We start from the raw sequence: 23212 nt of genomic DNA, 5'->3' as shown, positions 1-23212 counted from the left end.
CGGCTGCCTGGTGTGGGAACGTGGTTCCCCCTCGGACCACGGCAGCATATTGGTGATTCGAAACAAGCTTACGCCCGTTGGCAGCAGGGTTTTGCGGTGATGGCGGCGCCTGCAGTGCAGGAAATGCAGCCAGGTCCTACAGCGCCGCCGCGATGGCGTCGCCGATCGCGCTGGTGGTGCGGACGGCGCCGTCGCGGGCTTCGACGTCGGCCGTAACGGCCGCCTCGATCTTCCGGGCGGCCCCGGCGAAGCCGAGGTGGTCGAGCAGGAGCGCCGCAGAGAGGATGGCCGCGGTGGGGTCGGCTTTCTGCTGGCCGGCAATGTCCGGGGCGGACCCGTGGACCGGTTCGAACATGGACGGCGCGGTGCGGTCCATGTTGAGGTTGCCGGACGCGGCGAGGCCAATCCCGCCGGTCACGGCCGCCGCGAGGTCGGTAATGATGTCGCCGAACAGGTTGTCGGTGACGATCACGTCGAAGCGGGCCGGATCAGTGACCATGAAAATCGTGGCGGCGTCCACGTGGAGGTAGTCGTGCGTGACGTCGGGGAACTCCTGGGCCACGGCCTCGACCGTGCGCTTCCAGAGCTGGCCGGCGAAGACCAGGACGTTGTGCTTGTGCACGAGGGTGAGCTTTTTGCGGGGGCGGTCGTTGGCCCGGCGGAACGCGTCGCGGACCACGCGGTCCACGCCGTGGGCGGTGTTCAGGGACACTTCGGTGGCCACCTCGTGGGGGGTGCCGGCGCGCAGCGTGCCGCCGTTGCCCACGTAGGGGCCTTCGGTTCCTTCGCGGACCACGATGAAGTCGATCTCGCCGGGGTTCGCGAGCGGGCTGCCGACGCCGGCGTACAGGCGGGAGGGGCGCAGGTTGACGAAGTGGTCCAGGCTGAAGCGCAGCTTGAGCAGGAGTTCGCGTTCGATGATTCCGGAGGGGATCCGGGTATCGCCGGGCGCCGCCCCGACTGCGCCGAACAAGATGGCGTCGCGGGTGCGGAGGTCGGCGAGGGTGGCCGCCGGCAGGGTCTCGCCCGTCGCGAGCCAGTGCTCCGCACCCAGCTTGTAGTGGGTCTGCTGGAGCACGATCCCCTCCGCGGCCGCGGCCTTTTCAAGGACCTTCAGGGCTTCGGCCGTGACCTCCGGGCCGATGCCGTCGCCCGGGATGACTGCCAGATCAATCGTGGATGCGCTCATATTTTCAGGGTAGCCAAGTGATCCACATTCTGGTCAAGTTGTCTCACTATTCGATCACCCCTCCTCCCGGGAAAAAAAGCAAACGCCCCCGCTCCCCCGGATCAGGGGGTGCGGGGGCGTCAGGCTGTGAGGGCTCAGGCCTCGGCGGGTTCCTCGTACTTCGGGAACACCGGGGCAGGGGCGGGCAGTTCCGTGCCGGCGGCGATCGGCGTGCCAAGGGCCGAGAACTGGCGCGCCCCGCCTTCGGGCTGGCCGAGCGTGTGCAGGATCGCCGCCGTCGCCACCGGCATGACCGGCTGGGCCAGGATCGCGACGATCCGCAGCACCTCGAGCGTCACGTAGAGCACCGTGTTCATGCGTTCGACGTCGGTCTTGCGCAGCACCCACGGGGCCTGCTCGGCGAAGTAGGCGTTGGTGTCGCCCAGGACAGCCCAGATGGCCTCCAGCGCGCGGCTGAACTCCTGCTTCTCAAACGCGGCCCGGGCGGTGTCCAGCAGTCCGTTGGCCTGGGCCAGAATCGCGGTGTCCTCGGCGGAAAATGCGCCGGGCGCGGGCACGCGGCCCTCACAGTTCTTGGCCACCATGGACAGCGACCGCTGGGCCAGGTTGCCGAAGTTGTTGGCGAGGTCGGAGTTCATCCGGCCCACGATTGCCTCATGGTTGTAGTTGCCGTCCGCGCCGAACGGGACCTCGCGCAGGAAGAAGTAGCGCACCTGGTCCAGGCCGTACTGGGCCACGAAGTCCGCGGGGGCCACCACGTTGCCCAGCGACTTGGACATCTTGACGCCGTTGTTCTGCAGGAAGCCGTGGATCATGATCCGCTTCGGCAGCTCAAGTCCGGCGCTCATGAGGAACGCCGGCCAGTAGATGGCGTGGAAGCGGGAAATGTCCTTGCCGATCACGTGGACGTCGGCCGGCCAGAACTTCTTGAAGGAGTCCGAGTCGACGTCCGGGTAGCCGACCCCGGTGAGGTAGTTGGTCAGCGCGTCGACCCATACGTACATGACGTGCCTGTCGTTGCCGGGCACGGGAACGCCCCAGTCGAACGTGGTGCGGCTGATGGACAGGTCCTCCAGCCCGCGCCGGACGAAGCTGATGACCTCGTTGAAGCGGGACTGCGGGGCACCGAATTCGGGGTGGGCCTCGTAGAGCGCCAGCAGTTTGTCCTGATAGGCGGAGAGCCGGAAGAAGTAGCTCTCCTCGGCCGTCCAGGTGACCTCGGTGTCGGATTCGCACGAGTAGCGGATTCCGTCGTCCTTGACCACGGTCTCGTCCTCAACGTAGAACGCCTCGTCGCGGACCGAGTACCAGCCTTCGTACTTGGACAGGTAGATGTCCCCGTTGGCTTCCATCTTCTTCCAGATGGCCTGCGACGCCGCGTAGTGGTCGGCGTCCGTGGTGCGGATGAAGCGGTCGTACGAGACCCCCAGGGCCGCGTGCGCTGCCTTGTAGATCTCGGCGTTCCGGTCCACCAGTTCCTTGGGCGCCAGCCCTTCCTTCTCGGCGGTCTGGGCGATCTTCATGCCGTGCTCGTCAGTGCCGGTCAGGAAGAAGACGTCGTACCCGTCCAGGCGCTTGAACCGGGCCATCGCATCGGTGGCGATGTACTCGTACGCATGGCCGATGTGCGGTACCCCGTTGGGGTACGTGATGGCCGTGGTGATGTAGAACGGGGTCTTGTCAGTTGAAGTCACGGTCTAAATCTAGATCAGTTCTGTGAGGGTATCGCTCTGGCGGACCAGTTCGTGGTCATGTGAAGCCACCAGCACGGCAATGCCGTCCGAGGTGGTGTCCTTGAGGATGCTGATGATGCGGTTGGCCGCGGCACGGTCCAGGCTGGCCGTGGGCTCGTCGACCACCAGGACGCGGGTGCCGAGGATGAGCGCCCGGGCGATCGCGACGCGCTGGCGTTCACCGCCGGAAAGCTGCGCGGGGCGGTGGCGCATGCGCCGGCCCAGGCCCACGAGGTCCAGGAGGTCCTTGGCCATGTCGCGGCGCTTCTCGACCTCACCGTCCGGCACGGCCGGCAGCAGGACGTTCTCGAGCGCGCTCATCCCGTCGATCAGGGCACCGCCCTGGTCAACGTAGCCGATCAGGGCCCGGCGGCGGTCGGCGATCTCGTCGTCGCCCATGGTCTCAAGCGAGTCGCCCTCCCAGAACACCCGGCCCGACGTCGGCAGGGTCAGCCCCGCGCCGACGGTCAGGATGCTGGTCTTGCCCGAGCCGGAGCGGCCCGCGACGCAGTGCATTTCGCCGGCATGCAGCGTCATGTTGAAGTCGTCCACGACGTTGACGGCCTCGGCACCACCCTTGCCGCCGCCGTAGTGGATGGTGATGTTGCTCAGTTCCAGCGGGGTGGCGTGGTCCGTGGCCTTCACGATCGTGTTGGCGCGGGTCTTGTGCGCACCGCGACGGGTGCTGGCGGTCATCCGGTCGTGTGCCTCCCGGTCAAGGTTCAGCTCGTTAGTCATTGGACCACTTTCGTTGCAATCGGAATCCAGCAAAGTACAGCTACGAGACCGGCAATTGCGGCCCACAGCGCGGCATAAGGGGCCAGGAGGAGGCCGATGCCGAGGGCGCCCACAACACCCAGCGGCAGCGCGACGGTTCCCACCATGGCGTTTTCAAAGAAGCGGACCTGGCCCAGCATGTCCGGGTTCCAGCCCATGGCCCGCAGCGTGCCGAGGTACTGGCGCTTGGCCTGCAGCTCGAAGCGCCCGGTGACCATGGTCAGCAGCAGCCCTACGGCGACGCCGGACACGCCCAGGATGATGCTGGGCAGGGCGATGCTGGCCGCGGCCAGCCCGCTGAGGGCGCTGGCGCCCGCGGCCCGCGGAATATCGATCAGCAGGGCGACAAGTCCGCCGACGGCCGCGGCGAAGACACCGACGGCAACGGCCAGCGAGATGGTGTTGAACTTGTTCGTGCTCAGCTGCCGGTTGGCGAAGGTCAGCGGGGAATCAACCGCGATGAGCCGTTCATCGTGTTGCGGCTCCTGGTCCACGACGTCGCGGTGGCGCAGCTGCTGCGCGGCGACGAACGCCGCACCGGCGTACAGCGCCAGGACCGACGCCGAGACCACCGCGGTGGCGGTGCTCCAGCTGATCAGGCTCAGGACGATTCCGACGACGGCCAGCAGCGCGGCGCCGACGCCGAATTCGGCCAGCACCCAGGAACGGATCTTGCGCTGGGTCCAGCCCATGGCGCGGAGGGTTCCGGCCTCGCTGCGCCGTTTACGGATGTAGCTGACGGTGGAGGCGCCGGTCAGGAGGGCGGCGCCGCAGAGGGTCAGGAACAGCAGGGTCAGGTTCGTGGCGGTCAGGGAGCCGGAAACGGCGTCCGCGGCGTCCTGGCGGACCCACGACTGCTGCACGGTGCCCAGCGGCGATTCCTTCCCGGCGTCGTCCTTGGAGTAGCCGGGAACGGCGATGCTGGCGTCTTCGCGGGCCGAACCGGCCACCACGGTGGCCTGCAGGCCCATGTCGCGGATCTCGTTGGCGAGCTTCTCGACCTCGGGCTGCGCCTGCTTCCAGCTGCCGGGGACCTTGGCGCGGACCCGGACGGCGTCGATCACGTTGGCGTTCGTGTCGTAACCGCGGGCGGCCGCAAGGCCGTAGTAGTCGGTGATGGCTCCGGCGGACTGGCTGACCAGGCCCGTGGCGCTCAGCGAAGGCTTGAGTTCGGTGTTGACGTCCTTGCCGGACGCGTCCTTGGTCAGGGTGAACGGCGCGGGGTCGTAGCCGCCCAGGGGCAGCCGGTTGACGTCGCCGGCAGCTTCCTTGACGTTCGCGGCGTCGAAGGTGCCGTAGACCATGGCCAGCGGCGTGGCCAGCTTCTTGCCGGTTTCGAGGTTTTGGCGGTAGGAGCGCTCGTCTACCGGCTCGCGCTGGGTCTGGTCGACGGCTTCGCCGTTGGCGGCCTTGTCCGGCAGGCGGTTCACGGTGACCCAGTCACCGGGCGTGGCGCTCTTGTCCACGGCGCCGTTGGCGGCGGTTTCGCCGTCCTTGTACGTCGGGGCGGCAGCGAAGTTAGTGGTCCAGGTGGCCGGGTTGTAGAGGCCCTGGCTGAAGGATCCGGTGTCGCCCATGAGCTGGGAGAGGTCCTTGGATCCGGGCCAGGCGAGGGCGAACGGGGACTTGGAGACGAACGGCAGGTAGTCCTTGTCCAGCGAGCGGGTCACGGTCCCGACGTCCTTGGTGACGTTGCCGGAGTCGTCGATTTCCTCGATTTTGACCGAGTACTTCAGGTCCAGGGCGGTGCCCGAGCGCACGATCAGCGGGATGGCCTGCGAATCGTCGGTGAGCTGGCCGTCGCGCTTGGCCTGCTGGTACTGGGTCATCAGCGGTGCCCAGTACTTGAGCTTGACGCCGAGGAAGTCCGGGCCTTCCTTGAGTTCGTCCATGCTGATGCCGTTGGTGAAGAGGCTCTCGAAGTGCCGGCCGATCGCGCCGGCGTTGCGGGCGTCCGCGGGCGGGGCCTTCTCCAGCGGGGACAGGAAGTCACCGGCCGTGCCGAGCAGCGCGCGTTCGGAGACGGGATCGACGGCGACGACGGACTCGGTCACCTGCGGAGCCATCGGCAGGGAAACGGAGAGGTTGAAGAGGTTGTGCTCGGAGCCGCCGGCCGGGGTGGGGAACTTGATGCCGGTCTCGCCGTCCGGGCCCTGGATGCGGACGTTCTTGCCGCCTTCAACCTGTTCCTCGACCAGCTTCGCCTTGCCGAGGGAGCCCTCGGCCGTGGTCTTGAACAGGGTCTGGTCCGAGTTGCCGTCGGAGCTGACGGCGCTGGCCGTGAGGCGGTACTTCTTCGGCGTGTCGCTCAGCACCGATTCCGCGGCCGGCCACTTGCTCGGGTCCGTGGCGGTCGGGTCGCCGGAGGTGCCCGCGAGGCCAGCGTTGAAGCCCAGGTAGTCGGTGGCGTCCAGCCGCGGCGACTCCAGGTTCTGCGTCACGCGCGAGACCAGGCTGATGGGGGCGGCCACCGAGGTGCCGGAGAGCTTGCGGATCGAATCCAGCTGCTCGAAGCTGATGCCGCCCTGGCCGGTGGCGATGTCCGGCTGCATCAGGCCGCCGTCATCCTTCGCCTTGGCCTGCACCAGGACGTCATAGAGCCCCCGGGAGTTTTGGTCCACGGTCCTGCTCAGCGCCGCCTGGGACTGACCCTGGACGAGCACGGACAGGCACATGGCCACGATCAAAATGGACGCGGTCAGCAAAAGCACTCTGCTTCTGATGAACCTCTGGACGGCGTTCATTGGGCTCCTGAAAGCTGGATTGCGTGCGCACGCCGCAGTTCATTTCCTGCGGAATTGAAGGCGTCCCGTGCCGGGCGTGCAAAAGTAAAGGCCGGTCTGCCGGCCAAGACCTGAAATTCGGTCCTAGCCATTGTACGCAGACCGGCCGGCCGCTCGTGGCCGCCGGCGGCGGTCATGCCGCCGCCGGGGCCCTGCGGGGAGGATTTTAGTCCTCGAGGTCAACCTCGCGGACCATGTCAGCGCCGATCCCGGCCTTGATCGCGTCAAGGACCTGCTGGGGAACGGAACTGTCGATGGTCAGCAGGGCCAGCACCTGGCCGCCCTCTGCCTGGCGTGCCACCTGCATGCCGGCGATGTTGATGTTGTTCATGCCCAGGATGTGCCCGATCGTGCCGATCACGCCGGGGCGGTCCGTGTAGGCAACCACCACGAGGTGTTCGCTGATCGGGATTTCCACCTCGTAGCCGTTGACGCCGACCAGTTTCTGGATCTGCTTCGGGCCCGTCAGGGTTCCCGCGACGGAGATCTGGCTGCCGTCGCTGAGGGCGCCGCGCAGGGTCAGGACGTTGCGGTACGACTCGGTGTCCGGGGTCGTGATGAGCCGGACGTTGATGCCGCGCTGCTCGGCGATGACGGGGGCGTTGACGTAGGAGACCTGCTCGGTCACGACGTCGGCGAAGATGCCCTTGAGCGCCGCGAGTTCCAGGACCTTGACATCGAGCGAGGAGATCTCGCCGGCCACCTCGACGTCGAACTGGGTGAGGGAGGCATGGGTCAGGGCGGTGAAGATTCGGCCCAGCTTTTCCATCAGCGGGATGCCGGGGCGGACGTCCGGGGCGATGACGCCGCCGGCGACGTTGACGGCGTCGGGGACCAGTTCGCCGGCCAGGGCCAGGCGGACGGACTTGGCGACGGATACCCCGGCCTTTTCCTGGGCCTCGTCGGTGGAGGCGCCCAGGTGCGGGGTCACCACCACGTTGTCGAGTTTGAAGAACGGCAGGTCGGTGCTGGGTTCCTTGGAGAAGACGTCGACGCCGGCGCCGGCGATGTCACCGGCCTGCAGCGCGGTGTAGAGGGCTTCCTCGTCCACCAGGCCGCCGCGGGCGACGTTGACGACGTACGCCGTGCTCTTCATCTTCTTGAAGGCCTCGGCGCCGAGCATGCCGACGGTTTCCGGGGTCTTGGGCATGTGGATGGTGATGAAGTCCGACTGTGCCAGGAGCTCATCGAGCGTCACCAGCTGCACGCCGAGCTGGGCGGCCCGGGCGGAGGTGATGTAGGGGTCGTACGCGAGGATCTTGGTGTCGAAGCCCTTCAGGCGGGCCGCGACCAGGGCGCCGATCCGGCCCAGGCCGATGATGCCGATCTTCTTCTCGAAGAGCTCGATGCCGGTGTACTTGGACCGCTTCCACTCCCCGTCCTTGAGGGCGGAGCTGGCCTGCGGGATGTGGCGGGCGAGGCTCAGGATGTGCCCGACGGTCAGTTCGGCGGCGGAGACGATGTTGGAGGTCGGCGCGTTGACCACCATGACGCCGGCCTGGGTGGCCGCCTTGATGTCCACGTTGTCCAGGCCGACGCCGGCGCGGGCGATGACCTTGAGGTTCTTGGCGGCGGCGATGGCCTCGGCGTCCAGCTGGGTGGCGGAGCGGACCAGGATCGCGTCGACGTCGGCGATCGCGGAGAGCAGCTGGGAACGGTCGGAGCCGTCAGTCTGGCGGATTTCAAAGTCCGGGCCGAGGGCCTCGACTGTGGCGGGCGAAAGTTCCTCAGCGAGGAGTACGACAGGTTTGGTGCTTGTCACCGGTGACCTCTTTAGCTCTCTTGTGTATCTGGTGGGGATTTTGGTGAATCGGGTGATGCGGGTGGTGCTGGACAGCAGGGAAGCCGGACCCCATGATGTGGTGTCCGGCTCCCCTGCCGGGCAGTGCCTAGCGGGCCACTGTTCCTTCGGTGTAGTCGTCTTCGTTCTTGATCCAGGAGAACAGCTTGCGCAGTTCGCGGCCGGTGGCCTCGATCGGGTGGTCCTCACCCTTCTTGCGCAGCGCCTTGAACTCCGGTGCGCCGGCGTCCTGGTCGTCGATGAAGCGCTTGGCGAAGGTGCCGTCCTGGATGTCCGCGAGGACAGCCTTCATGTTTTCCTTCACCTGCGGGGTGATGACGCGGGGGCCGGAGACGTAGTCGCCGTATTCCGCGGTGTCCGAGACGCTCCAGCGCTGCTTGGCGATGCCGCCCTCGACCATGAGGTCGACGATCAGCTTGAGCTCGTGCAGTACCTCGAAGTAGGCGACCTCGGGCTTGTAGCCGGCCTCGGTGAGGGTCTCGAAGCCGTACTGGATCAGCTGCGAGGCGCCGCCGCAAAGGACAGCCTGCTCGCCGAAGAGGTCGGTTTCGGTCTCTTCGGTGAAGGTGGTCTCGATGACGCCCGCACGGGTGCCGCCGATCGCCTTGGCGTAGGACAGGGCCAGTTCCTTGGCCTTGCCCGACGGGTTCTGCTCGACGGCGATCAGGTCCGGCACGCCGCGGCCGGCTTCAAACTCGCGGCGCACGATGTGGCCCGGGCCCTTGGGGGCGACGAGGGCGACGTCGACGTCGGCCGGCGGCTGGATGTAGCCGTAGCGGATGTTGAAGCCGTGGCCGAAGAACAGGGCGTCGCCCGGCTGCAGGTTCGGGGCGATGTCCTCGGCGTAAACGTGGCGCTGCACCTGGTCCGGGGTCAGGACCATGATGAGGTCGGCCTCGGCGACGGCGTCGGCAACGTTCAGGACCCGCAGGCCCTCGGCCTCGGCCTTGGCCCGGGACTTCGAGCCCTCCTTCAGGCCGACGCGGACGTCAACGCCGGAATCGCGCAGGCTGAGGGCGTGGGCATGGCCCTGGGAGCCGTAACCGATGACGGCGACGGTGCGGCCCTGGATGATCGACAGGTCGGCGTCGTCGTCGTAAAACATTTCAGTCACTGGGGTGTCTCCTTTTGAGTGGATTCTTGGTAGATATTGTCTGTGGTGCTGCGGTACAACGGGGCGGCTCCGCATATGCGCTGTCTTACGCGGTGTTAACGCGGTCCTACGCGCTGCGGAGGGCCCTGTCACTCATGGAGCGGGATCCCCGCCCAACGGCCAAGGTGCCGGACTGCACGATTTCGCGGATGCCGAATGGCTCCAGCACTGACAACAGTGCTGTGAGCTTCTCGGGGTGGCCCGTTGCCTCAATGACCACCGACTCTGTGGAGACGTCGACCACTGAAGCGCGGAACAGGTCTGCAGCCTGGGTGACCTGCAGGCGTGTTGCGGCATCCGCACGTACCTTGACCAGGATGTGGTCACGCTGTACGGAAGATTCGGAGGTGAGCTCGACGATCTTGATCACGTTGACCAGCTTGTTCAGCTGCTTCGTGACCTGTTCGATCAGCTCGCCATCGGCGTCGACCACCACGGTCATCCGGGACATGCCCGGGACCTCGGTGGGGCCGACGGCCAGGGAATTGATGTTGAAGGCCCGGCGGGCGAAGAGGCTGGCGACGCGGGTCAGCACACCGGGCTTGTCTTCGACCAGAACGGACAATGTGTGGCGGGTCATGTTCAGTCCTCCTCTTCCCATTCCGGGGTCATGTTGCGGGCAACCTGGATCTGGTCGTTACTGACCCCCGCGGGGACCATCGGCCACACCATCGAGTTGGGGCTCACGACGAAGTCGATGACCACCGGGCGGTCATTGATCTCCAGTGCCTTCTGGATGGTGGCGTCGATGTCCTCGTCGCGTTCGCACCGGAAGGCAGCGCAGCCATAGGCGTCCGCCAGCTTGACGAAGTCCGGGATGCGGACCGTGTCGTGTCCGGTGTTGAGGTCGGTGTTGGAGTAGCGGCCCTCGTAGAAGAGGGTCTGCCACTGCCGGACCATGCCCAAGGAGGAGTTGTTGATGATGGCGACCTTGATGGGGATCTTGTTGATCGCGCAGGTGGCCAGTTCCTGGTTGGTCATCTGGAAGCAGCCGTCGCCGTCGATCGCCCAGACAACGCGGTTCGGTTCGCCCACTTTGGCGCCCATGGCCGCCGGCACGGCGTAGCCCATGGTGCCGGCGCCGCCGGAGTTGAGCCAGGCGTGCGGGCGTTCGTACTTGATGAACTGCGAGGCCCACATCTGGTGCTGTCCGACGCCGGCGACGTACACGCCTTCGGGTCCGGTCAGGGCGCCGATGCGTTCGATGACGCGCTGCGGGGCGCTGAGGCCGTCCTCGGGTTCGGTCCAGCCGAGCGGATAGGTTTCCTTGAGGTTGTTAAGGAACGCCCACCAGGCGGTCAGGTCCGGGGTGCCGAAGGCTTCGAACTGCGTGCGCAGGGCCTCGGTCAGTTCAGGGATGATCTCCTTGACCGAGCCGACGATCGGGACGTCGGCCGTGCGGTTCTTGGAGATTTCCGCCGGATCAATGTCGGCGTGGATGACCTTGGCGTTCGGGGCAAAGGACTTCAGGATGCCGGTGACGCGGTCATCGAACCGGGCGCCCAGGGTGATCAGCAGGTCCGACTGCTGCAGGGCCGTCACGGCGGAAACCGTGCCGTGCATGCCCGGCATGCCCACGTGCTGCGGGTGCGAGTCCGGGAACACGCCCCGGGCCATCAGGGTGGTGACCACGGGGGCGCCGGTCAGCTCGGCCAGTTCGCGCAGCTCGGCCGAGGCGTGGGCCTTGACCACTCCGCCGCCGACGTAGAGCACGGGCTTGCTGGCAGCGGAAATGAGCCGGGCGGCCTCGCGGACCTGCTTGCTGTGGCCGCGCACCACCGGCCGGTATCCCGGGAGATCGATCTTGGGCGGCCAGGAGAACGTCATCTGGCCCTGCTGGGCGTCCTTGGCGACGTCCACGAGGACCGGGCCCGGGCGTCCGGTGGACGCCAGGTGGAACGCCTCGGCCATCACATGCGGGATGTCGTTGGGGTCCGTGACCAGGAAGGAGTGCTTCGTGATCGGCATGGTGATCCCGACGATGTCCGCTTCCTGGAATGCGTCGGTGCCGATCACCCCGCTGGAGACCTGGCCGGTAATGGCCACTATCGGCACGGAGTCCATGTGGGCATCCATGATGGCGGTAACGAGGTTGGTGGCACCCGGGCCCGAGGTGGCGATGCAGACGCCAACCCGTCCGGTAACCATGGCGTAGCCTTGCGCGGCGTGGCCGGCTCCCTGTTCGTGACGGACCAGAACGTGGTTCATTTTGGAGGCCATCAAGGGGTCATAGGTGGGCAGGATCGCGCCACCGGGCAAACCGAAAATGTCCTGGACGCCGAGTTCTTCGAGCGAGCGGACAATTGCTTGCGAACCGGTCATGACCGTCGGGGGTACGACGTTGTTCGGTCCGAGGACAGGAGAGACGGCAGCAGAGTCGACGCCGGCGTCAGCCGGACGTTCGACGCGTTCCGGAGCCTTGTGGGCTCCAGTGGACTTGGTGGCCATCAGCGAGGGGCTGATCGGCGATCCTTTGCTCATCGGACTCTTCCTTTGTGGATCTTCGGTGATCGTGGAACTACTGGGTTGTTCTGGTGATGCGGGAAATAAAAAAACCCCTCAGCCGACGGGCTCTTCGAGGGGTTGCGCGTGACGGTTCGTTACCAGTGAAGGCTAATGAGCCACGCGCTTGGTAAGTACGACGGAAACACCCGCAGTGCTCTCGACTGCAGCGACTCCGGCTGTAACGATCTCGATCATGCGTTCAGTTTTCCCTCTGAGTGAGACAGGTGTCAACGAGCCCGGCCCGCGTCTCACTATTTGGACAACGGTGTCCACTGGTTGGGACCCTCGTTTTCCCTTGGTGAGCCCGCAGCCCCCCCCCCCCCCCCCCCCCAGGGTAGGAATCACCCGCAGTACGCGCCCGTGGAGGCGCTGTGGACGAGCTTGGCGTACTTGGCGAGCACACCCTTCGTGAACTTGGCCGGGAGCGGCTCCCAGCCGACCTTGCGGGCCTCGAGCTCGGCGCCGTCGACCAGGAGGTCGAAGGTGCGGGCCGCGATGTCCACGCGGATCCGGTCACCGTCCTTGACGAACGCGATGGGGCCGCCGTCGACGGCTTCCGGCGCGACGTGGCCGATGCACAGGCCGGTGGTTCCGCCGGAGAACCGCCCGTCGGTCAGCAGCAGGACGTCCTTGCCCAGGCCCGCGCCCTTGATGGCGCCGGTGATGGCGAGCATCTCGCGCATGCCGGGACCGCCCTTGGGGCCTTCGTAGCGGATCACGACGACGTCGCCCTTGTGGATCTCACCCTTATCCAGGGCATCGAGCGCGCCCTGTTCGCGTTCGAACACGCGGGCCGTGCCCTCGAAGACGTCGGCGTCGAAGCCGGCGCTCTTGACGACGGCGCCTTCCGGGGCCATCGAACCGTGCAGGATGGTGATGCCGCCGGTCTTGTGGATCGGATTGTCCAGTGCGCGCAGGATCTTGCCGTCCAGGTCCGGCGGGTTGATCGCGGCGAGGTTCTCGGCCACGGTCTTGCCGGTGACGGTGAGGCAGTCACCGTGCAGCAGGCCGGCGTCGAGCAGTGCCTTCATGATGACCGGCACGCCGCCGATCTTGTCGACGTCGGTCATGACGTAGCGGCCGAACGGCTTGAGGTCGCCCAGGTGCGGGATCTTGTCGCCGATCCGGTTGAAGTCTTCCAGCGTCAGCTCCACTTCGGCCTCGCGGGCGATCGCGAGCAGGTGCAACACGGCGTTGGTGGAACCGCCGAAGGCCATGGTGACGGCGATCGCGTTCTCGAACGCCTTGCGCGTCATGATGTCGCGGGCGGTGATGCCCAGGCGCAGCAGGTTCACCACGGCTTCGCCGGACTTGTGCGCAAAGGCGTCGCGGCGGCGGTCCGCGGAGGGCGGTGCGGCGGAGCCGGGCAGGGACATGCCCAGGGCCTCGCCGATGCAGGCCATGGTGTTGGCGGTGTACATGCCGCCGCAGGCGCCCTCGCCCGGGCAGATTGCCTTTTCGATGCGGTCCAGGTCCTCGCGGCTCATCTTTCCGGCGGCGCACGCACCGACGGCCTCGAACGCGTCGATGAGGGTGACTTCCTTTTCGGAGCCGTCCTCGAGCTTGACCCAGCCGGGCATGATGGAGCCGGCGTAGAGGAACACGGCGGCCAGGTCCAGGCGGGCCGCGGCCATCAGCATGCCGGGCAGCGACTTGTCGCAACCGGCCAGGAGCACAGAGCCGTCGATCCGCTCGGCCTGCATGACCGTCTCGACGGAGTCGGCGATGACTTCACGGGACACCAGGGAGAAGTGCATGCCCTCGTGGCCCATGGAGATGCCGTCCGAGACGGAGATGGTGCCGAACTGCATGGGGAACCCGCCGCCGGCGTGGACGCCTTCCTTGGCGCCCTGGGCGAGCCGGTTCAACGAAAGGTTGCAGGGGGTGATCTCGTTCCACGAGCTCGCCACGCCGATCTGCGGCTTGGCGAAGTCGTCGTCGCCCATGCCGACCGCCCGGAACATGCCGCGCGCGGGGGCGGCATGGATTCCATCGGTAACGACCCGGCTGCGGGGCTTGATGTCCGGCTTGGTGTCTGCTGCTGTTTGGGTGTCCTGACTCATGGCTCAAAGTCTAGGGCTCTGCCATAGGCGCCAACGACCCAAGAACGGAGCGTTAAGCGGAAAACCGGGAATATTTCGATCAAATAGTGGACCCTCGTCTCACATAATGACACCCGGGTCTGATTTGCCTTAGGCCCGGTGAGCCGCGTCACGCAGTTCCGGGGCCTCGGCGACACCCTGGGCCTCGGCCTTGAGCATCGCCAGGACCTGCTGGATGGTGGTCCTGGCCGCGACGTCAGGACGGGCCAGCGCCACGATGCTCCGGCTGGCCTTCACGCCCTCGATCGGGCGCAGGACGAACCCCCGGCCCTGGTTGCTGACCGCCGTGTACCGCGGCAGCAGGCTCAGCCCATGCCCGGCGCTGACCAGGGCTTCCAGGACCCGCAGATCCGGGAACTGCTGGGCCCGGACGGCCTGCGCGTCGGCCCGCACCTCGATCTGGCGCAGCACGGTGTCGAAGGGAAAGCCCTCGGGGACTCCCATCCACGGAAAGCCGACGACGTCCTCGGCGCACAGTGTGGCTTTGCCGGCCAAAGCGTGCCCGGCCGGCAAGGCTACATCCAGGGGTTCGTCCAGCAGCGGCACCACCGTCAGGCCCTGGCCGCCGAAGACTTCCGGACCGTCGACGCTGTGCGCCAGGACGATGTCGTAGTCCGCGGTCAGCCCGGCGAACCCGGCAACGCCCGGGTCCTCGAAGTGCGCCTCGAACCGGAGCCCCTCGACGGCCTTGACCCGGTGGAGCATGCCCGGCAGGAACATCTCCGCGGCGCTGGGAAAGAAGGCTGCCACCACCCGCGTCTGCCAACCGCGCCGGTACGTGTCGATGGTTGCTTCCGCCCGCGCCATGGCCGTTGACACGTCGGCGGCTGCCCCGGCCATGGCCAGTCCTGCCTCGGTGAGGCGCACTCCCCTGCCGGACTTCTCCACCAGGACGACGCCCAGTTCCTCCTGCAGGGTCTTCAGCTGCTGCGACACTGCCGATGGCGTGACCTTCATGGCCTCGGCCGTGGCGCCTACGGTCCCGCGGCCGGCGAGTTCGCGCAGAATCTGCAGTCGCTTGAAATCCATGAGGCGAGGCTACACGCCGGGCCGGGTTTGATCCCGGTTCGGGGCTGCTCACCAGGCCGGAGATCCGCTCCAGGAATGCCCGGCATTTGGCCGCCGGGAGGGTGGACAGCCGGCTTTGCCCGGACGTAACGTCAAGCATCGGCAACCATGTCTCATGGGCTGAACACGGACTGAAAGGCTCTGCTATGGACTGGATCGTCTGGCTCGTCGTCATCATCGTGGTGGTCGCTGTGGTTTGGTGGCTGCTGAACCGTAACAAGAGCCGCCCGGGCGCAGATTCCTCATCCGCCGCAGGCACCAGCACCGGCACCGGCACTTCTGCCGGTTCGACGCCGGTGGCCGGTTCCACGGCGGTGTCTGATGCGGCAGCAGCCAGTCCGACGGCGGCGGCGGGTACGGCAGCGATGGCCGGCCCGGCAGCGGCCGGGGCCGCGGGTCCGACGCCGGCCGCCGGTGCCGCAGCGATGGCCGCGCCCGATGCAGCGTCTGCGCCTGAGCCGGACGCACCTGCCCGGGAGGCCACGGCTGCCCCCGAGGCGGCCGGGCCCGCGGCGGCCACAGCGACCCCGACGGTCACGCCTGACGCCGAGGCGGTCCCTGCAGCAGCGGGCGCAACGGGCAATGCCGAGTGGGAGACCCAGTGGTCCGAGACCGCCCCGCCGGCGGAGACGCACACCGCCGGAGCTCACGTTGAGCCGGCCCGCGGTGCGCACGCTGTGACGGCCGCCGAGCTTGGCGCGGCTGCGGAGACTGGCGGGGCAGGCCTGCCCGTCCACCACCCGGAATACACTGAGCCCCACGCGCCGACTCTGCCCGGGGCGGAATCGGCAGCCGCGGAACCGGTCGACGACGAGGACTCGGTTACCGGCACGGCCACTACAACCAGCACCGGCACCGTCCCCGCCACTGGCACTGGCACGGCGATGCCCGCGGCGCCCGACGCCGGGACTGGCACAGCGATGCCCGCGGATCTCGCTGAGACGGAAACGACGCAGACGGCAGCCTCGCCAGCGGCGGCCGGGGCCTCGGCCAGCCAAACGGCCGAGCCCACCGGCCATTTGGCCACTGAGCAGCCCTACGGGGAGGGGTCAGCGGCTCCGGCGGCGGACGGAAGCGGCCCGGAGGGTTTCACCGTCAAGGGCAATGCCTCGTCGATGATCTACCACGACGAGACCAGCCCGGTGTATGAAGAAACCCGGGCTGAGGTGTGGTTTGCCTCCCCGGCCCACGCCGAAGCGGCCGGGTTTCGGCCGCCGCGCCGGACACGGCAGTAGCCGGCGGCCCGGGCCGCCGGCCCACGCCTTCCCATCGCGTCCGTTGATGCTCCCCCGTTTCACCCGCAGGCGCTTCGTTGGCAGGGCAGCGGTACGGGCCACCGCGGTGGCCGTTGCCCTGTTTTTCTTGAGTGCCTGTACCGGCGGCTCAACCTCGCCCGTGGTTCAGCCGGGAGACCGCACTGCCACCGGCGCAACAGCTACGGCCGGGGCAGCGGGTGAGCCCACCGTTGCGGGGCGGGTCAGCGGGCTGCAACTGCCGTGGTCCACGGTCTATTTACCCGACGGCACCGCGGTCATCTCCGAGCGCGACACCGCACTGCTCCGGACCATCAAAGACGGGCAGCTGGGTACGGTCGGCAAAGTTCCCGGCGTCGTGCCCGGCGGCGAAGGCGGCCTCCTGGGCCTTGCCCTTTCCCCCGACTTCGCGTCGGACCGTTACCTCTACGCCTACTTCACCGCGGCGGCGGACAACAGAATCGCCCGCATGCGGCTGGAGGAACGTGGCGGCCGGCTGGAGCTCGGCGCCCTGGAACCGGTTTTCACCGGCATTTCCAAGGCCGGCACGCACAACGGCGGCCGGATCCGGTTTGGGCCCGACGGTTTCCTGTATGTGGGGACCGGGGACTCCCAGCGCCGCGAGCAGCCGCAGGACCGCGCGGCGCTGGGCGGGAAGATCCTCCGCCTCACTCCGGATGGCCGGCCGGCGCCGGGAAACCCGTTCGGCGACAACCCGGTCTACAGCTTTGGCCACAGGAACGTCCAGGGACTGGCCTGGGACAGCGCGGGCCGGCTGTGGGCCAGCGAATTCGGCCCCGACGTCAACGACGAGCTCAACCTGATCGTGCCGGGCGGCAACTACGGCTGGCCCGAGGTGACGGGCGCCCCTCACCGCCCCGGCCTCCTGGACGCCAAAGTGGTGTGGCCGTCGACGGCGGAGTCTTCCCCCAGCGGACTCGAAATTGTCGGCAGCATTGCCTATCTGGGCGCCCTTCGCGGTCAGAGACTCTGGGTTGTACCCCTCAACGGCGAATTCGCCGGAGATCCTGTGAGCTATTTCACAGGAAAGTATGGCCGGGTGCGCAACGTTTCCCTCGCCCCTGACGGCCGCCTGTGGCTCCTCAGTAACGGCCAAAACCCTGATTTCGCGCTGATTTTGAACCTCCCCGGCTGACGTGAACCATCCCGCGCCCCTCGATTTCACACGACAGCCAATCTCGTGTAGAGTTTCATGTCGTTGCGGAGAACAACGCGGGAAATAAAAAGCCCCGGTGAACGAAAACAACAGATGCACCTCTAGCTCAACTGGCAGAGCAATTGACTCTTAATCAATGGGTTCCGGGTTCGAGTCCCGGGGGGTGCACCAGCGAAAACCCCGTCTTTACTGGCCTAGCGGCTAGCAGAGGCGGGGTTTTGTTTTGCTCCGTATGGCTCTGGGGATTTTTATGGGCTATTTATTCTGGCCCGACCCCCGCCAGCGGAAGCCCAAGGCCGCCCACACAGCTTCGATCCAGTCCCGGAAAAGTCGGTAAATCATATGGGTGGCGCGAAGCTCCTCAGACTGGATGCCTGGTCGGGTACTTGGCGAAAAACGCCTGCGCCCGACGCATCATCGTCGCGTTGAGTCTCTGTAAGCGGCATCGATGAACTAGGCTTCCAGCTCCTTGGCAGTTGTGGGGTTACAGATGTCCGGGGTCAGCTGCCTCCGGTGCCACTCTTTCGGTGCTTGAGGAGTCTTGAACCGATAAACCCCAGAAGCGCAAGGCAGAGGATGATCGCCCCACCATTGATCACTTTCATAGTTGTAGTGGCGGCCTCGGTGAACACGGCTATGAGGACGACAAGCGTAATGATGAGCGCTGTCATCTGGATTTGAAGGGACCGCCGGCTGCGCAGATTCTTCGGTTCATTCATTGGGTGCACCTCGAATTCATCGGAAGCTTCGCTAGTAGGTCCCGCCCACTGGATCGCCGGTGTTGTCATAGCATCCCTCAAACAGGCCCCAACCAGCCAAAGCGTAGCCAAAGAGGGCACCTCCAATTCCACCAGTGGCCGTAGCAAGCCCGACAACTGCGATGCCAAACCCCACTACCGCCAGGCCGCAGGCGGTGTTCACCCCTTGCGCAAACAGGATGACCACGGATGATGTGTTCTACTGCGGCACCAACGACACCATCGTCATTTCCCAGGTCCTTGCCACCAAGATCTGGAACGGCGAGGTCAAGGTGAACACCGACCCTGCGACCGGAAACCTGTCCGGGGACTTCTCGGTTGCCCTGGCCGTTGCCCACGAATACGCCCACAACCTGCAGACCGAACTCGGGATCATTCCGGCACCTCCGGCGGCTGAGACCTACCCCGTCTACAAAACCGAACTCCATGCCGACTGCTGGGCGGGCATCTGGGCCAACTCGGCCTACTACGAGGGCATTCTCGAGGCCGGAGACATCGAAGAAGGTATCCAAGCGACAATGCTGCTGGGCGACAACGAACTCAACGACCCCGGACACCATGGCACTCCGATGCAACGGCACGCCGCGTTCATAGCGGGGTACAACTCCGGGATCCCGGCCAGCTGCGACTCCCGGCTGCTCGATTCATACTGAGCACCGGCACCAGGACGCGGAAAGGCCACCGGGGCATGATGCTCCGGTGGCCTGTCGGGCTACGTGCCTACCAGGTCGGCTGGTCGAACCGCTGGCCTTCCGGCTTGGAGGGCTGCGCCATGAAAACGAGGATCAGGATGGCGCCGACCAGCGGGATCAGGACCAGGAGGTACGTCCACCCGCTCATGTTCGTATCGTGGAGCCGCCGGACGGACAATGCCACAGCCGGGACGAAGATGGCCAGGGACCAGATGATGGCCAGGATCAGCGCGATCAGATAGGCCGGGCCGGGGATGCTGGTGCCGTCGGGGCGCAGTGTCGCGCCGGCGGCGCCGCCGACAATCATGATGATGTTCAGGACAAGCGAGACGATGCCGGAGACGAGCGACCACCACCAGTATTCGCTCCGGCTGGCGCGGCCCGAGAACATTGCGTACTTCTTGAAAAACCTCGAAACCGCTTCCTGCAGGGACGCGCCGTAGAGGGGCGCCCAGAGCGGAGCCGGCCCCGCCGTAATGCCCGGGTACACCGGCGCAGCGTACGGGTTGGTCGCCCACCCTGTGTTCTGCCGGGGCTGGTCGCTCGGCCACTGCTGCTGGCCGGTGCCCTGAGGTGACTGATAAGGATCTGACATGCTGCTCCTTCACTGCTGTGGTGGGTGGGTCCGGCGTGCCGCGACGAAGCTGGAAGTCATGCCGCTGAAACGACACTGTGCCATGGTCCCCAATTCGGGGCACCTCAGCGGGTCCCCGGGTGTCATGGTACCGGCCATGCTGCGCTGTGGGCAGGCCCTGCGAGGTTCGTTTTCGCAGGTCAGGGCATGAAAGAGGGGGCCGGCAAGGGCCAGCTCCCTGCGGGGCTCTACTTGACCTGCACTAGGGAAAGTCGGCGCTGCCGAACGACTGACCCCTCGTGCTGCCGCCGCTGCCTTGCTCGCCTCCGGGGCCCTGCTACTCGTGCCCGCCGCCGCTCACGCCGACACCTGCATGACCGACGACAAGGGCAACCGGGTCTGCGGCATGTCCGGAACCGGACCGACCAGCGGCCCGGGATCGTACACCGGCAACACCGGTATTCACGACGGCACGGTCGGAATGATCGGCCCGGACGGACAGCCATTGGCACCTACTCCCCCGCAGCCCGTGACCACCCCCGGCTACACCCCCCCGGCGCCTACTGTTGAGCTGCCGCCGGCCGCCGGGTCTGCAGGGACCGGCTCAGGCACCGACGGCGCCGGCAGCGCAGCAGGCTCCGACGGAGATTCCGGTTCCGGGGCGGGCACCGACTCCCCGACGGCTTCCCCGTCCCCGGCTGCTTCGGCTGCGGCCACGCCCGTCCCGACGATGACGGAACGGGCCGTGCGGACCGCGGCGCCGACCAAGGCCGCCGCGGAGGCCGTGGCCTCGACGCCGGCGTCCGCGACCGCCTCGTTCAACCCTGCACGCATCCACCCACCGCATCTAAGAAAGCGCCCGCCACACCTGACGCCGCCGCGGCGAAGGGGGCACGCCCCTCGCTGCTCGCCGGCGCCGCCGTCAGCTTCCTCCTGGTGATCGGGTACAGCGGTTACCAGCACCTCAACATCGAGCCGGCCGAGGAACGTGCGGCGTACAAGATCGTCGTCGGATCCGACCAACAGCTCCGCGACAAGTCCATCGACGAGCTCATCAAGCTGAACGGCAAGGTCCAGGCCTTCGGCCTGCACACGCCCGGGATGATGTCAGCGGGCATCGACGCCGGCATCCGCATCGACCATGCGCTGAAAGCCAAACAGGGCAGCTGACCGTCCCACCTTCACGCCGGTGACGGCTGTGGGTTGCTCCGCACACATGAGGTCCATGAGCTACTTCACTTCCCCGTCACCGGTCGCCTACGCACTCTTGTTCGCCGCATCATGTTCGCGCTCGTGTCCCTGGTCCTGGCCTCCCGGACGATGGCTTCCGCCCCGGCTCCCCAATGACCGTCGAGGACCGACTCTCGCACCGCATCGCCGGTCTCACCGGAGCGGGTCTGCTGGTCGTTGCTGCCGTCCCGCTGCTCTGGGCTCCGCTGTCCTCGATCTCCTTCGGCGCCGGACGCTCACGAGGCCTCGCGGTGGCGACCTGACTAGCCGCCAGGAAAACTTCTGGCGCTGGCGTKCTCCGTTGTGGCCCGGCGGCGTTACGCTGACGCCATGAAGAACAGGTCCCTGTCCGCGCTGCTGATGATCCTGCCGCTGATGCTCACCGGCTGCACCCCTGCCCCGACCGCCTGCCCCGCCGTCGGCTTCGTCAACCTGGACGCCGTGCAGCTGGACCTCTCGGGCGTTTCCGGCGCCCTCGCCGTCTCCGCGTGCTTCGGAGTCGATGACCGTTGCGATCCGGTGCCGGTGACGCGCGACAGCTCCGGCCGGTGGATGGTTCCCCAGGCGGCGCCGTTCGTCCAACCTGCGAACGCCCCGACCCCGATTTCCCGGATCCGGGTCGTCGCCACCAGGCCGGACAAGTCCATCTCCGATCACCTCTACGGGATCGGGCACACCCCGCCGCGCGGAGGCTGCGACAACAGCTATGACCTCATCCCGGTGAAGGTCCACTGATCCCCTCGGCCGGTTCTGCTCCGGCCGCGATAGCGCCCACCCCCGACCGACGACGTCCGTCCCCTCGCGCCGCCGCAGGCGGTGCGGTGTGCCGGCGGTAGCCGTGTCTGCCGGCCTGTCGTGTGCTGGCTGAGCCGGGTGTGAGCATATTAAGAGGACTCGGGGCTTCGCCCCTCGCCCCTTCGCTTCCCGGCGTGCTTCCCGTGACGAGGGGCTGAATGTTTCCTCCGTGCCGAAAAGCTTCATGTTTCCTCGCGGCTGCGCCGCGGGAACCCGCTGCGCGGCTGCAGCGCTCTGCGCGCGCGGACGCCTGCGTGGCCGGCCGAGGTGCAGAGGCGGGCTTTTGTTTTGCTCCGTATAGCTCTGGGGGATATTTATGGGCTAATCATTTCCCCGCCGCTCCCTCGTATGCGGCTGCGCAGCAACCGGTGAGTCGCAGGCCGACTTCCGCCCACATGAGGCCCATGTCCTCTCTTCACAACGGTGTTACCGGGACGGAGCCGGCCGCCGCCGACCGCCAGGCCATCGCCGCGCCGGCCAGCCGGCATCACGTTGAAGGTCGAAGGGACCTACCCAGCTGCGACCCAAGCGGCGCGATGACGATGAAGATAAGTCACCGACCGCGTAGCCGCGTACTGGCACGTGCTGTCCTACTAGCGCCAGAAACGCCGCGACTGCACACCTGAGGAATAGGGCGGGTGACCGCAATGCAGGTGCAGCGGGCGGCCCTTTGTGATCAGGGAGGATCCAAAGCTGGCTGACGTCAACCAGCCCTGACTGGGGGCGAACCGGATGAGTTTCGTCGTGGAGGTCAGGCCGGTCACAAAGTGATTGGTCAGGTGTCGCCTGATTCCCGGGATAACCCGATGCCCATGACGATCAGTACCGGGACTGACAGCAGGAAGTTGAAGAGGAACATGCCGACGCCGGATCGGCCGGCAAGGTAGAGGACACCGACAAAGAGGGCGAACCCTGCGAAGCTCATCACGGTGACGGGCGCGCCCCTCTCCCAGCCCCGCTGTTTGGCCAACAGCACAATGCCAGCTGTGAGCGTCCCGCCCGCAGCGACGAGTGAAAGGAAGGCCAGGAAACCGAGTCCTTGGGAGGCTCCGACCAGAAATTGCAGGAACAGCCAGGCGCCCAGCACGATCGACGTGGTGCCTGCCGCGATGCGGTATCCGGAGGTCCTCGAAGCCGGCGTGTACGTCCATCTGCCGTCCGGTGAATACTGCGGCGGGGGTGCCGGCGGGTAGGCCGAATACGGCTGCTGAGCCTGGTACAGGTACGGCTGCTGGCCGTACGGCGGAGCGTAGGTCTCGGGTGCACCGAGAGGCGGCTCGTTGCCCGGGACAGGGCCGAACTGCCCCTGCCGCGGGTGGGGCGGCGTCTGGGGATACGGCGGTACTGGCGGGACGGCCGGGATGTTCTCAGTCAAGGTTCCCCATTACGTTGCGAGCGATTCGAAGTCAGATTACATGCGGCTTGCGGATTAGGCCATGACGAGAAGTGCAGTCCGCCGGGGCTCGGAGCTCCGCACTCCTCAGCGAGGTAACTTGACCATGTGCGGACATCTTGTTCGGGTCACAGGGCGGGGCCACGCGGTGTCGTCGTCCGCAAGGCATGGAGGGGGTATCCGCAGGCGCCTGCCCGCCGGGCCGGGATGACTTGTAATTCAAAGGACT

The 23212-nt window shown here is 66.8% G+C and carries 20 protein-coding genes and 1 tRNA gene; 7 read left to right on the top strand and 14 right to left on the bottom strand.

The window, feature by feature from the left end; all coding sequences use genetic code 11:
• Positions 1–136: 136 nt before the first annotated feature.
• From AC1DXI_RS06685 to AC1DXI_RS06640, 10 genes are all read right to left on the bottom strand, one after another.
• Positions 137–1189: a 3-isopropylmalate dehydrogenase gene (locus AC1DXI_RS06685; RefSeq protein ID WP_476937964.1), complete on the bottom strand. Its 1053-nt coding sequence runs from the start codon at positions 1187–1189 to the stop codon at positions 137–139.
• Positions 1190–1323: 134 nt separating this feature from the next.
• On the bottom strand, positions 1324–2883 hold the full coding sequence (gene metG, locus AC1DXI_RS06680; RefSeq protein WP_476937963.1) for a methionine--tRNA ligase: 1560 nt from the start codon (positions 2881–2883) through the stop codon (positions 1324–1326).
• A 9-nt stretch (positions 2884–2892) separates the two neighbouring features.
• Entirely contained in the window at positions 2893–3660 is a 768-nt protein-coding gene (locus AC1DXI_RS06675) for an ABC transporter ATP-binding protein (RefSeq protein ID WP_018773527.1), read from the bottom strand.
• Entirely contained in the window at positions 3657–6443 is a 2787-nt protein-coding gene (locus AC1DXI_RS06670) for an ABC transporter permease (protein WP_476937962.1), read from the bottom strand. Before AC1DXI_RS06670 ends, AC1DXI_RS06675 begins: the two co-directional genes overlap by 4 nt.
• Before the next feature lie 205 nt (positions 6444–6648).
• Positions 6649–8244 carry a phosphoglycerate dehydrogenase gene (gene serA, locus AC1DXI_RS06665; RefSeq protein ID WP_018773529.1) on the bottom strand — a complete coding sequence of 532 codons (1596 nt, stop codon included), beginning with the start codon at positions 8242–8244 and terminating at the stop codon, positions 6649–6651.
• A gap of 127 nt (positions 8245–8371) precedes the next feature.
• Positions 8372–9397, bottom strand: a complete 1026-nt coding sequence (gene ilvC, locus AC1DXI_RS06660) for a ketol-acid reductoisomerase (protein WP_026266449.1) — start codon at positions 9395–9397, stop codon at positions 8372–8374.
• A gap of 106 nt (positions 9398–9503) precedes the next feature.
• Entirely contained in the window at positions 9504–10016 is a 513-nt protein-coding gene (gene ilvN, locus AC1DXI_RS06655) for an acetolactate synthase small subunit (protein WP_018773531.1), read from the bottom strand.
• A gap of 2 nt (positions 10017–10018) precedes the next feature.
• Positions 10019–11917 (bottom strand): acetolactate synthase large subunit, encoded by a 1899-nt coding sequence (locus tag AC1DXI_RS06650; RefSeq protein WP_476937961.1) that lies wholly within the window; start codon positions 11915–11917, stop codon positions 10019–10021.
• A gap of 365 nt (positions 11918–12282) precedes the next feature.
• Positions 12283–14004: a dihydroxy-acid dehydratase gene (ilvD, locus tag AC1DXI_RS06645; RefSeq protein ID WP_026538934.1), complete on the bottom strand. Its 1722-nt coding sequence runs from the start codon at positions 14002–14004 to the stop codon at positions 12283–12285.
• Between the two features lie 129 nt (positions 14005–14133).
• The gene (locus tag AC1DXI_RS06640; protein ID WP_476937960.1) at positions 14134–15072 is read right to left on the bottom strand and encodes a LysR family transcriptional regulator; all 939 of its coding nucleotides are present in this window, start codon (positions 15070–15072) and stop codon (positions 14134–14136) included.
• Positions 15073–15257: 185 nt separating this feature from the next.
• Here AC1DXI_RS06640 and AC1DXI_RS06635 point away from each other — a divergent pair, with 185 nt between their 5' ends.
• From AC1DXI_RS06635 to AC1DXI_RS06625, 3 genes are all read left to right on the top strand, one after another.
• Positions 15258–16346: a sunset domain-containing protein gene (locus tag AC1DXI_RS06635; RefSeq protein ID WP_476937959.1), complete on the top strand. Its 1089-nt coding sequence runs from the start codon at positions 15258–15260 to the stop codon at positions 16344–16346.
• Between the two features lie 46 nt (positions 16347–16392).
• The gene (locus tag AC1DXI_RS06630) at positions 16393–17520 is read left to right on the top strand and encodes a PQQ-dependent sugar dehydrogenase (protein WP_476937958.1); all 1128 of its coding nucleotides are present in this window, start codon (positions 16393–16395) and stop codon (positions 17518–17520) included.
• A gap of 116 nt (positions 17521–17636) precedes the next feature.
• Positions 17637–17712: transfer RNA gene (locus AC1DXI_RS06625), tRNA-Lys, on the top strand.
• A 329-nt stretch (positions 17713–18041) separates the two neighbouring features.
• Here the strand turns inward: AC1DXI_RS06625 and AC1DXI_RS06620 are convergent.
• Positions 18042–18260 (bottom strand): hypothetical protein, encoded by a 219-nt coding sequence (locus tag AC1DXI_RS06620; RefSeq protein WP_476937957.1) that lies wholly within the window; start codon positions 18258–18260, stop codon positions 18042–18044.
• Positions 18261–18421: 161 nt separating this feature from the next.
• Between AC1DXI_RS06620 and AC1DXI_RS06615 the strand changes: the two genes are divergently transcribed.
• Positions 18422–18952: a neutral zinc metallopeptidase gene (locus AC1DXI_RS06615; RefSeq protein WP_476937956.1), complete on the top strand. Its 531-nt coding sequence runs from the start codon at positions 18422–18424 to the stop codon at positions 18950–18952.
• Between the two features lie 67 nt (positions 18953–19019).
• Here AC1DXI_RS06615 and AC1DXI_RS06610 read toward each other — a convergent pair whose 3' ends face one another.
• Together AC1DXI_RS06610 and AC1DXI_RS06605 are read right to left on the bottom strand one after the other, a co-directional pair.
• Entirely contained in the window at positions 19020–19586 is a 567-nt protein-coding gene (locus AC1DXI_RS06610; protein ID WP_476937955.1) for a DUF805 domain-containing protein, read from the bottom strand.
• 522 nt (positions 19587–20108) lie between these two features.
• Positions 20109–20399 carry a hypothetical protein gene (locus tag AC1DXI_RS06605; protein WP_476937954.1) on the bottom strand — a complete coding sequence of 97 codons (291 nt, stop codon included), beginning with the start codon at positions 20397–20399 and terminating at the stop codon, positions 20109–20111.
• Positions 20400–20501: 102 nt separating this feature from the next.
• On the opposite strand from AC1DXI_RS06605, the gene AC1DXI_RS06600 reads away from it, so the two are divergent.
• The 3 genes from AC1DXI_RS06600 to AC1DXI_RS06590 all read left to right on the top strand — a co-directional run bounded on the left by AC1DXI_RS06600 (position 20502) and on the right by AC1DXI_RS06590 (position 21530).
• A complete protein-coding gene (locus tag AC1DXI_RS06600) occupies positions 20502–20735 on the top strand; it encodes a hypothetical protein (RefSeq protein ID WP_476937953.1) in 234 nt (77 codons plus the stop codon).
• Positions 20736–20908: 173 nt separating this feature from the next.
• A complete protein-coding gene (locus AC1DXI_RS06595; protein ID WP_476937952.1) occupies positions 20909–21058 on the top strand; it encodes a hypothetical protein in 150 nt (49 codons plus the stop codon).
• A 67-nt stretch (positions 21059–21125) separates the two neighbouring features.
• The gene (locus AC1DXI_RS06590) at positions 21126–21530 is read left to right on the top strand and encodes a hypothetical protein (RefSeq protein WP_476937951.1); all 405 of its coding nucleotides are present in this window, start codon (positions 21126–21128) and stop codon (positions 21528–21530) included.
• 835 nt (positions 21531–22365) lie between these two features.
• Here AC1DXI_RS06590 and AC1DXI_RS06585 read toward each other — a convergent pair.
• Entirely contained in the window at positions 22366–22965 is a 600-nt protein-coding gene (locus AC1DXI_RS06585) for a hypothetical protein (protein WP_476937950.1), read from the bottom strand.
• Positions 22966–23212: the final 247 nt, after the last annotated feature.

The sequence above is a fragment of the Arthrobacter sp. P1_H7 genome, from assembly GCF_056405215.1.
The sequence above is the reverse complement of the archived record's forward strand: the minus strand, read 5'-3'. Positions and strand labels throughout refer to the sequence as shown.

What these genes read in the sequence shown, in the direction of transcription:
- AC1DXI_RS06685 (WP_476937964.1), bottom strand. Translation starts at nt 1,189, where the DNA reads ATGAGCGCATCCACGATTGATCTGGCAGTCATCCCGGGCGACGGCATC.
- AC1DXI_RS06675 (WP_018773527.1), bottom strand. Translation starts at nt 3,660, where the DNA reads ATGACTAACGAGCTGAACCTTGACCGGGAGGCACACGACCGGATGACC.
- AC1DXI_RS06670 (WP_476937962.1), bottom strand. Translation starts at nt 6,443, where the DNA reads ATGAACGCCGTCCAGAGGTTCATCAGAAGCAGAGTGCTTTTGCTGACC.
- ilvN (WP_018773531.1), bottom strand. Translation starts at nt 10,016, where the DNA reads ATGACCCGCCACACATTGTCCGTTCTGGTCGAAGACAAGCCCGGTGTG.
- AC1DXI_RS06650 (WP_476937961.1), bottom strand. Translation starts at nt 11,917, where the DNA reads ATGAGCAAAGGATCGCCGATCAGCCCCTCGCTGATGGCCACCAAGTCC.
- ilvD (WP_026538934.1), bottom strand. Translation starts at nt 14,004, where the DNA reads ATGAGTCAGGACACCCAAACAGCAGCAGACACCAAGCCGGACATCAAG.
- AC1DXI_RS06640 (WP_476937960.1), bottom strand. Translation starts at nt 15,072, where the DNA reads ATGGATTTCAAGCGACTGCAGATTCTGCGCGAACTCGCCGGCCGCGGG.
- AC1DXI_RS06635 (WP_476937959.1), top strand. Translation starts at nt 15,258, where the DNA reads ATGGACTGGATCGTCTGGCTCGTCGTCATCATCGTGGTGGTCGCTGTG.
- AC1DXI_RS06630 (WP_476937958.1), top strand. Translation starts at nt 16,393, where the DNA reads ATGCTCCCCCGTTTCACCCGCAGGCGCTTCGTTGGCAGGGCAGCGGTA.
- AC1DXI_RS06620 (WP_476937957.1), bottom strand. Translation starts at nt 18,260, where the DNA reads ATGAATGAACCGAAGAATCTGCGCAGCCGGCGGTCCCTTCAAATCCAG.
- AC1DXI_RS06615 (WP_476937956.1), top strand. Translation starts at nt 18,422, where the DNA reads ATGCCAAACCCCACTACCGCCAGGCCGCAGGCGGTGTTCACCCCTTGC.
- AC1DXI_RS06610 (WP_476937955.1), bottom strand. Translation starts at nt 19,586, where the DNA reads ATGTCAGATCCTTATCAGTCACCTCAGGGCACCGGCCAGCAGCAGTGG.
- AC1DXI_RS06605 (WP_476937954.1), bottom strand. Translation starts at nt 20,399, where the DNA reads ATGCGTGCAGGGTTGAACGAGGCGGTCGCGGACGCCGGCGTCGAGGCC.
- AC1DXI_RS06595 (WP_476937952.1), top strand. Translation starts at nt 20,909, where the DNA reads ATGACCGTCGAGGACCGACTCTCGCACCGCATCGCCGGTCTCACCGGA.
- AC1DXI_RS06590 (WP_476937951.1), top strand. Translation starts at nt 21,126, where the DNA reads ATGAAGAACAGGTCCCTGTCCGCGCTGCTGATGATCCTGCCGCTGATG.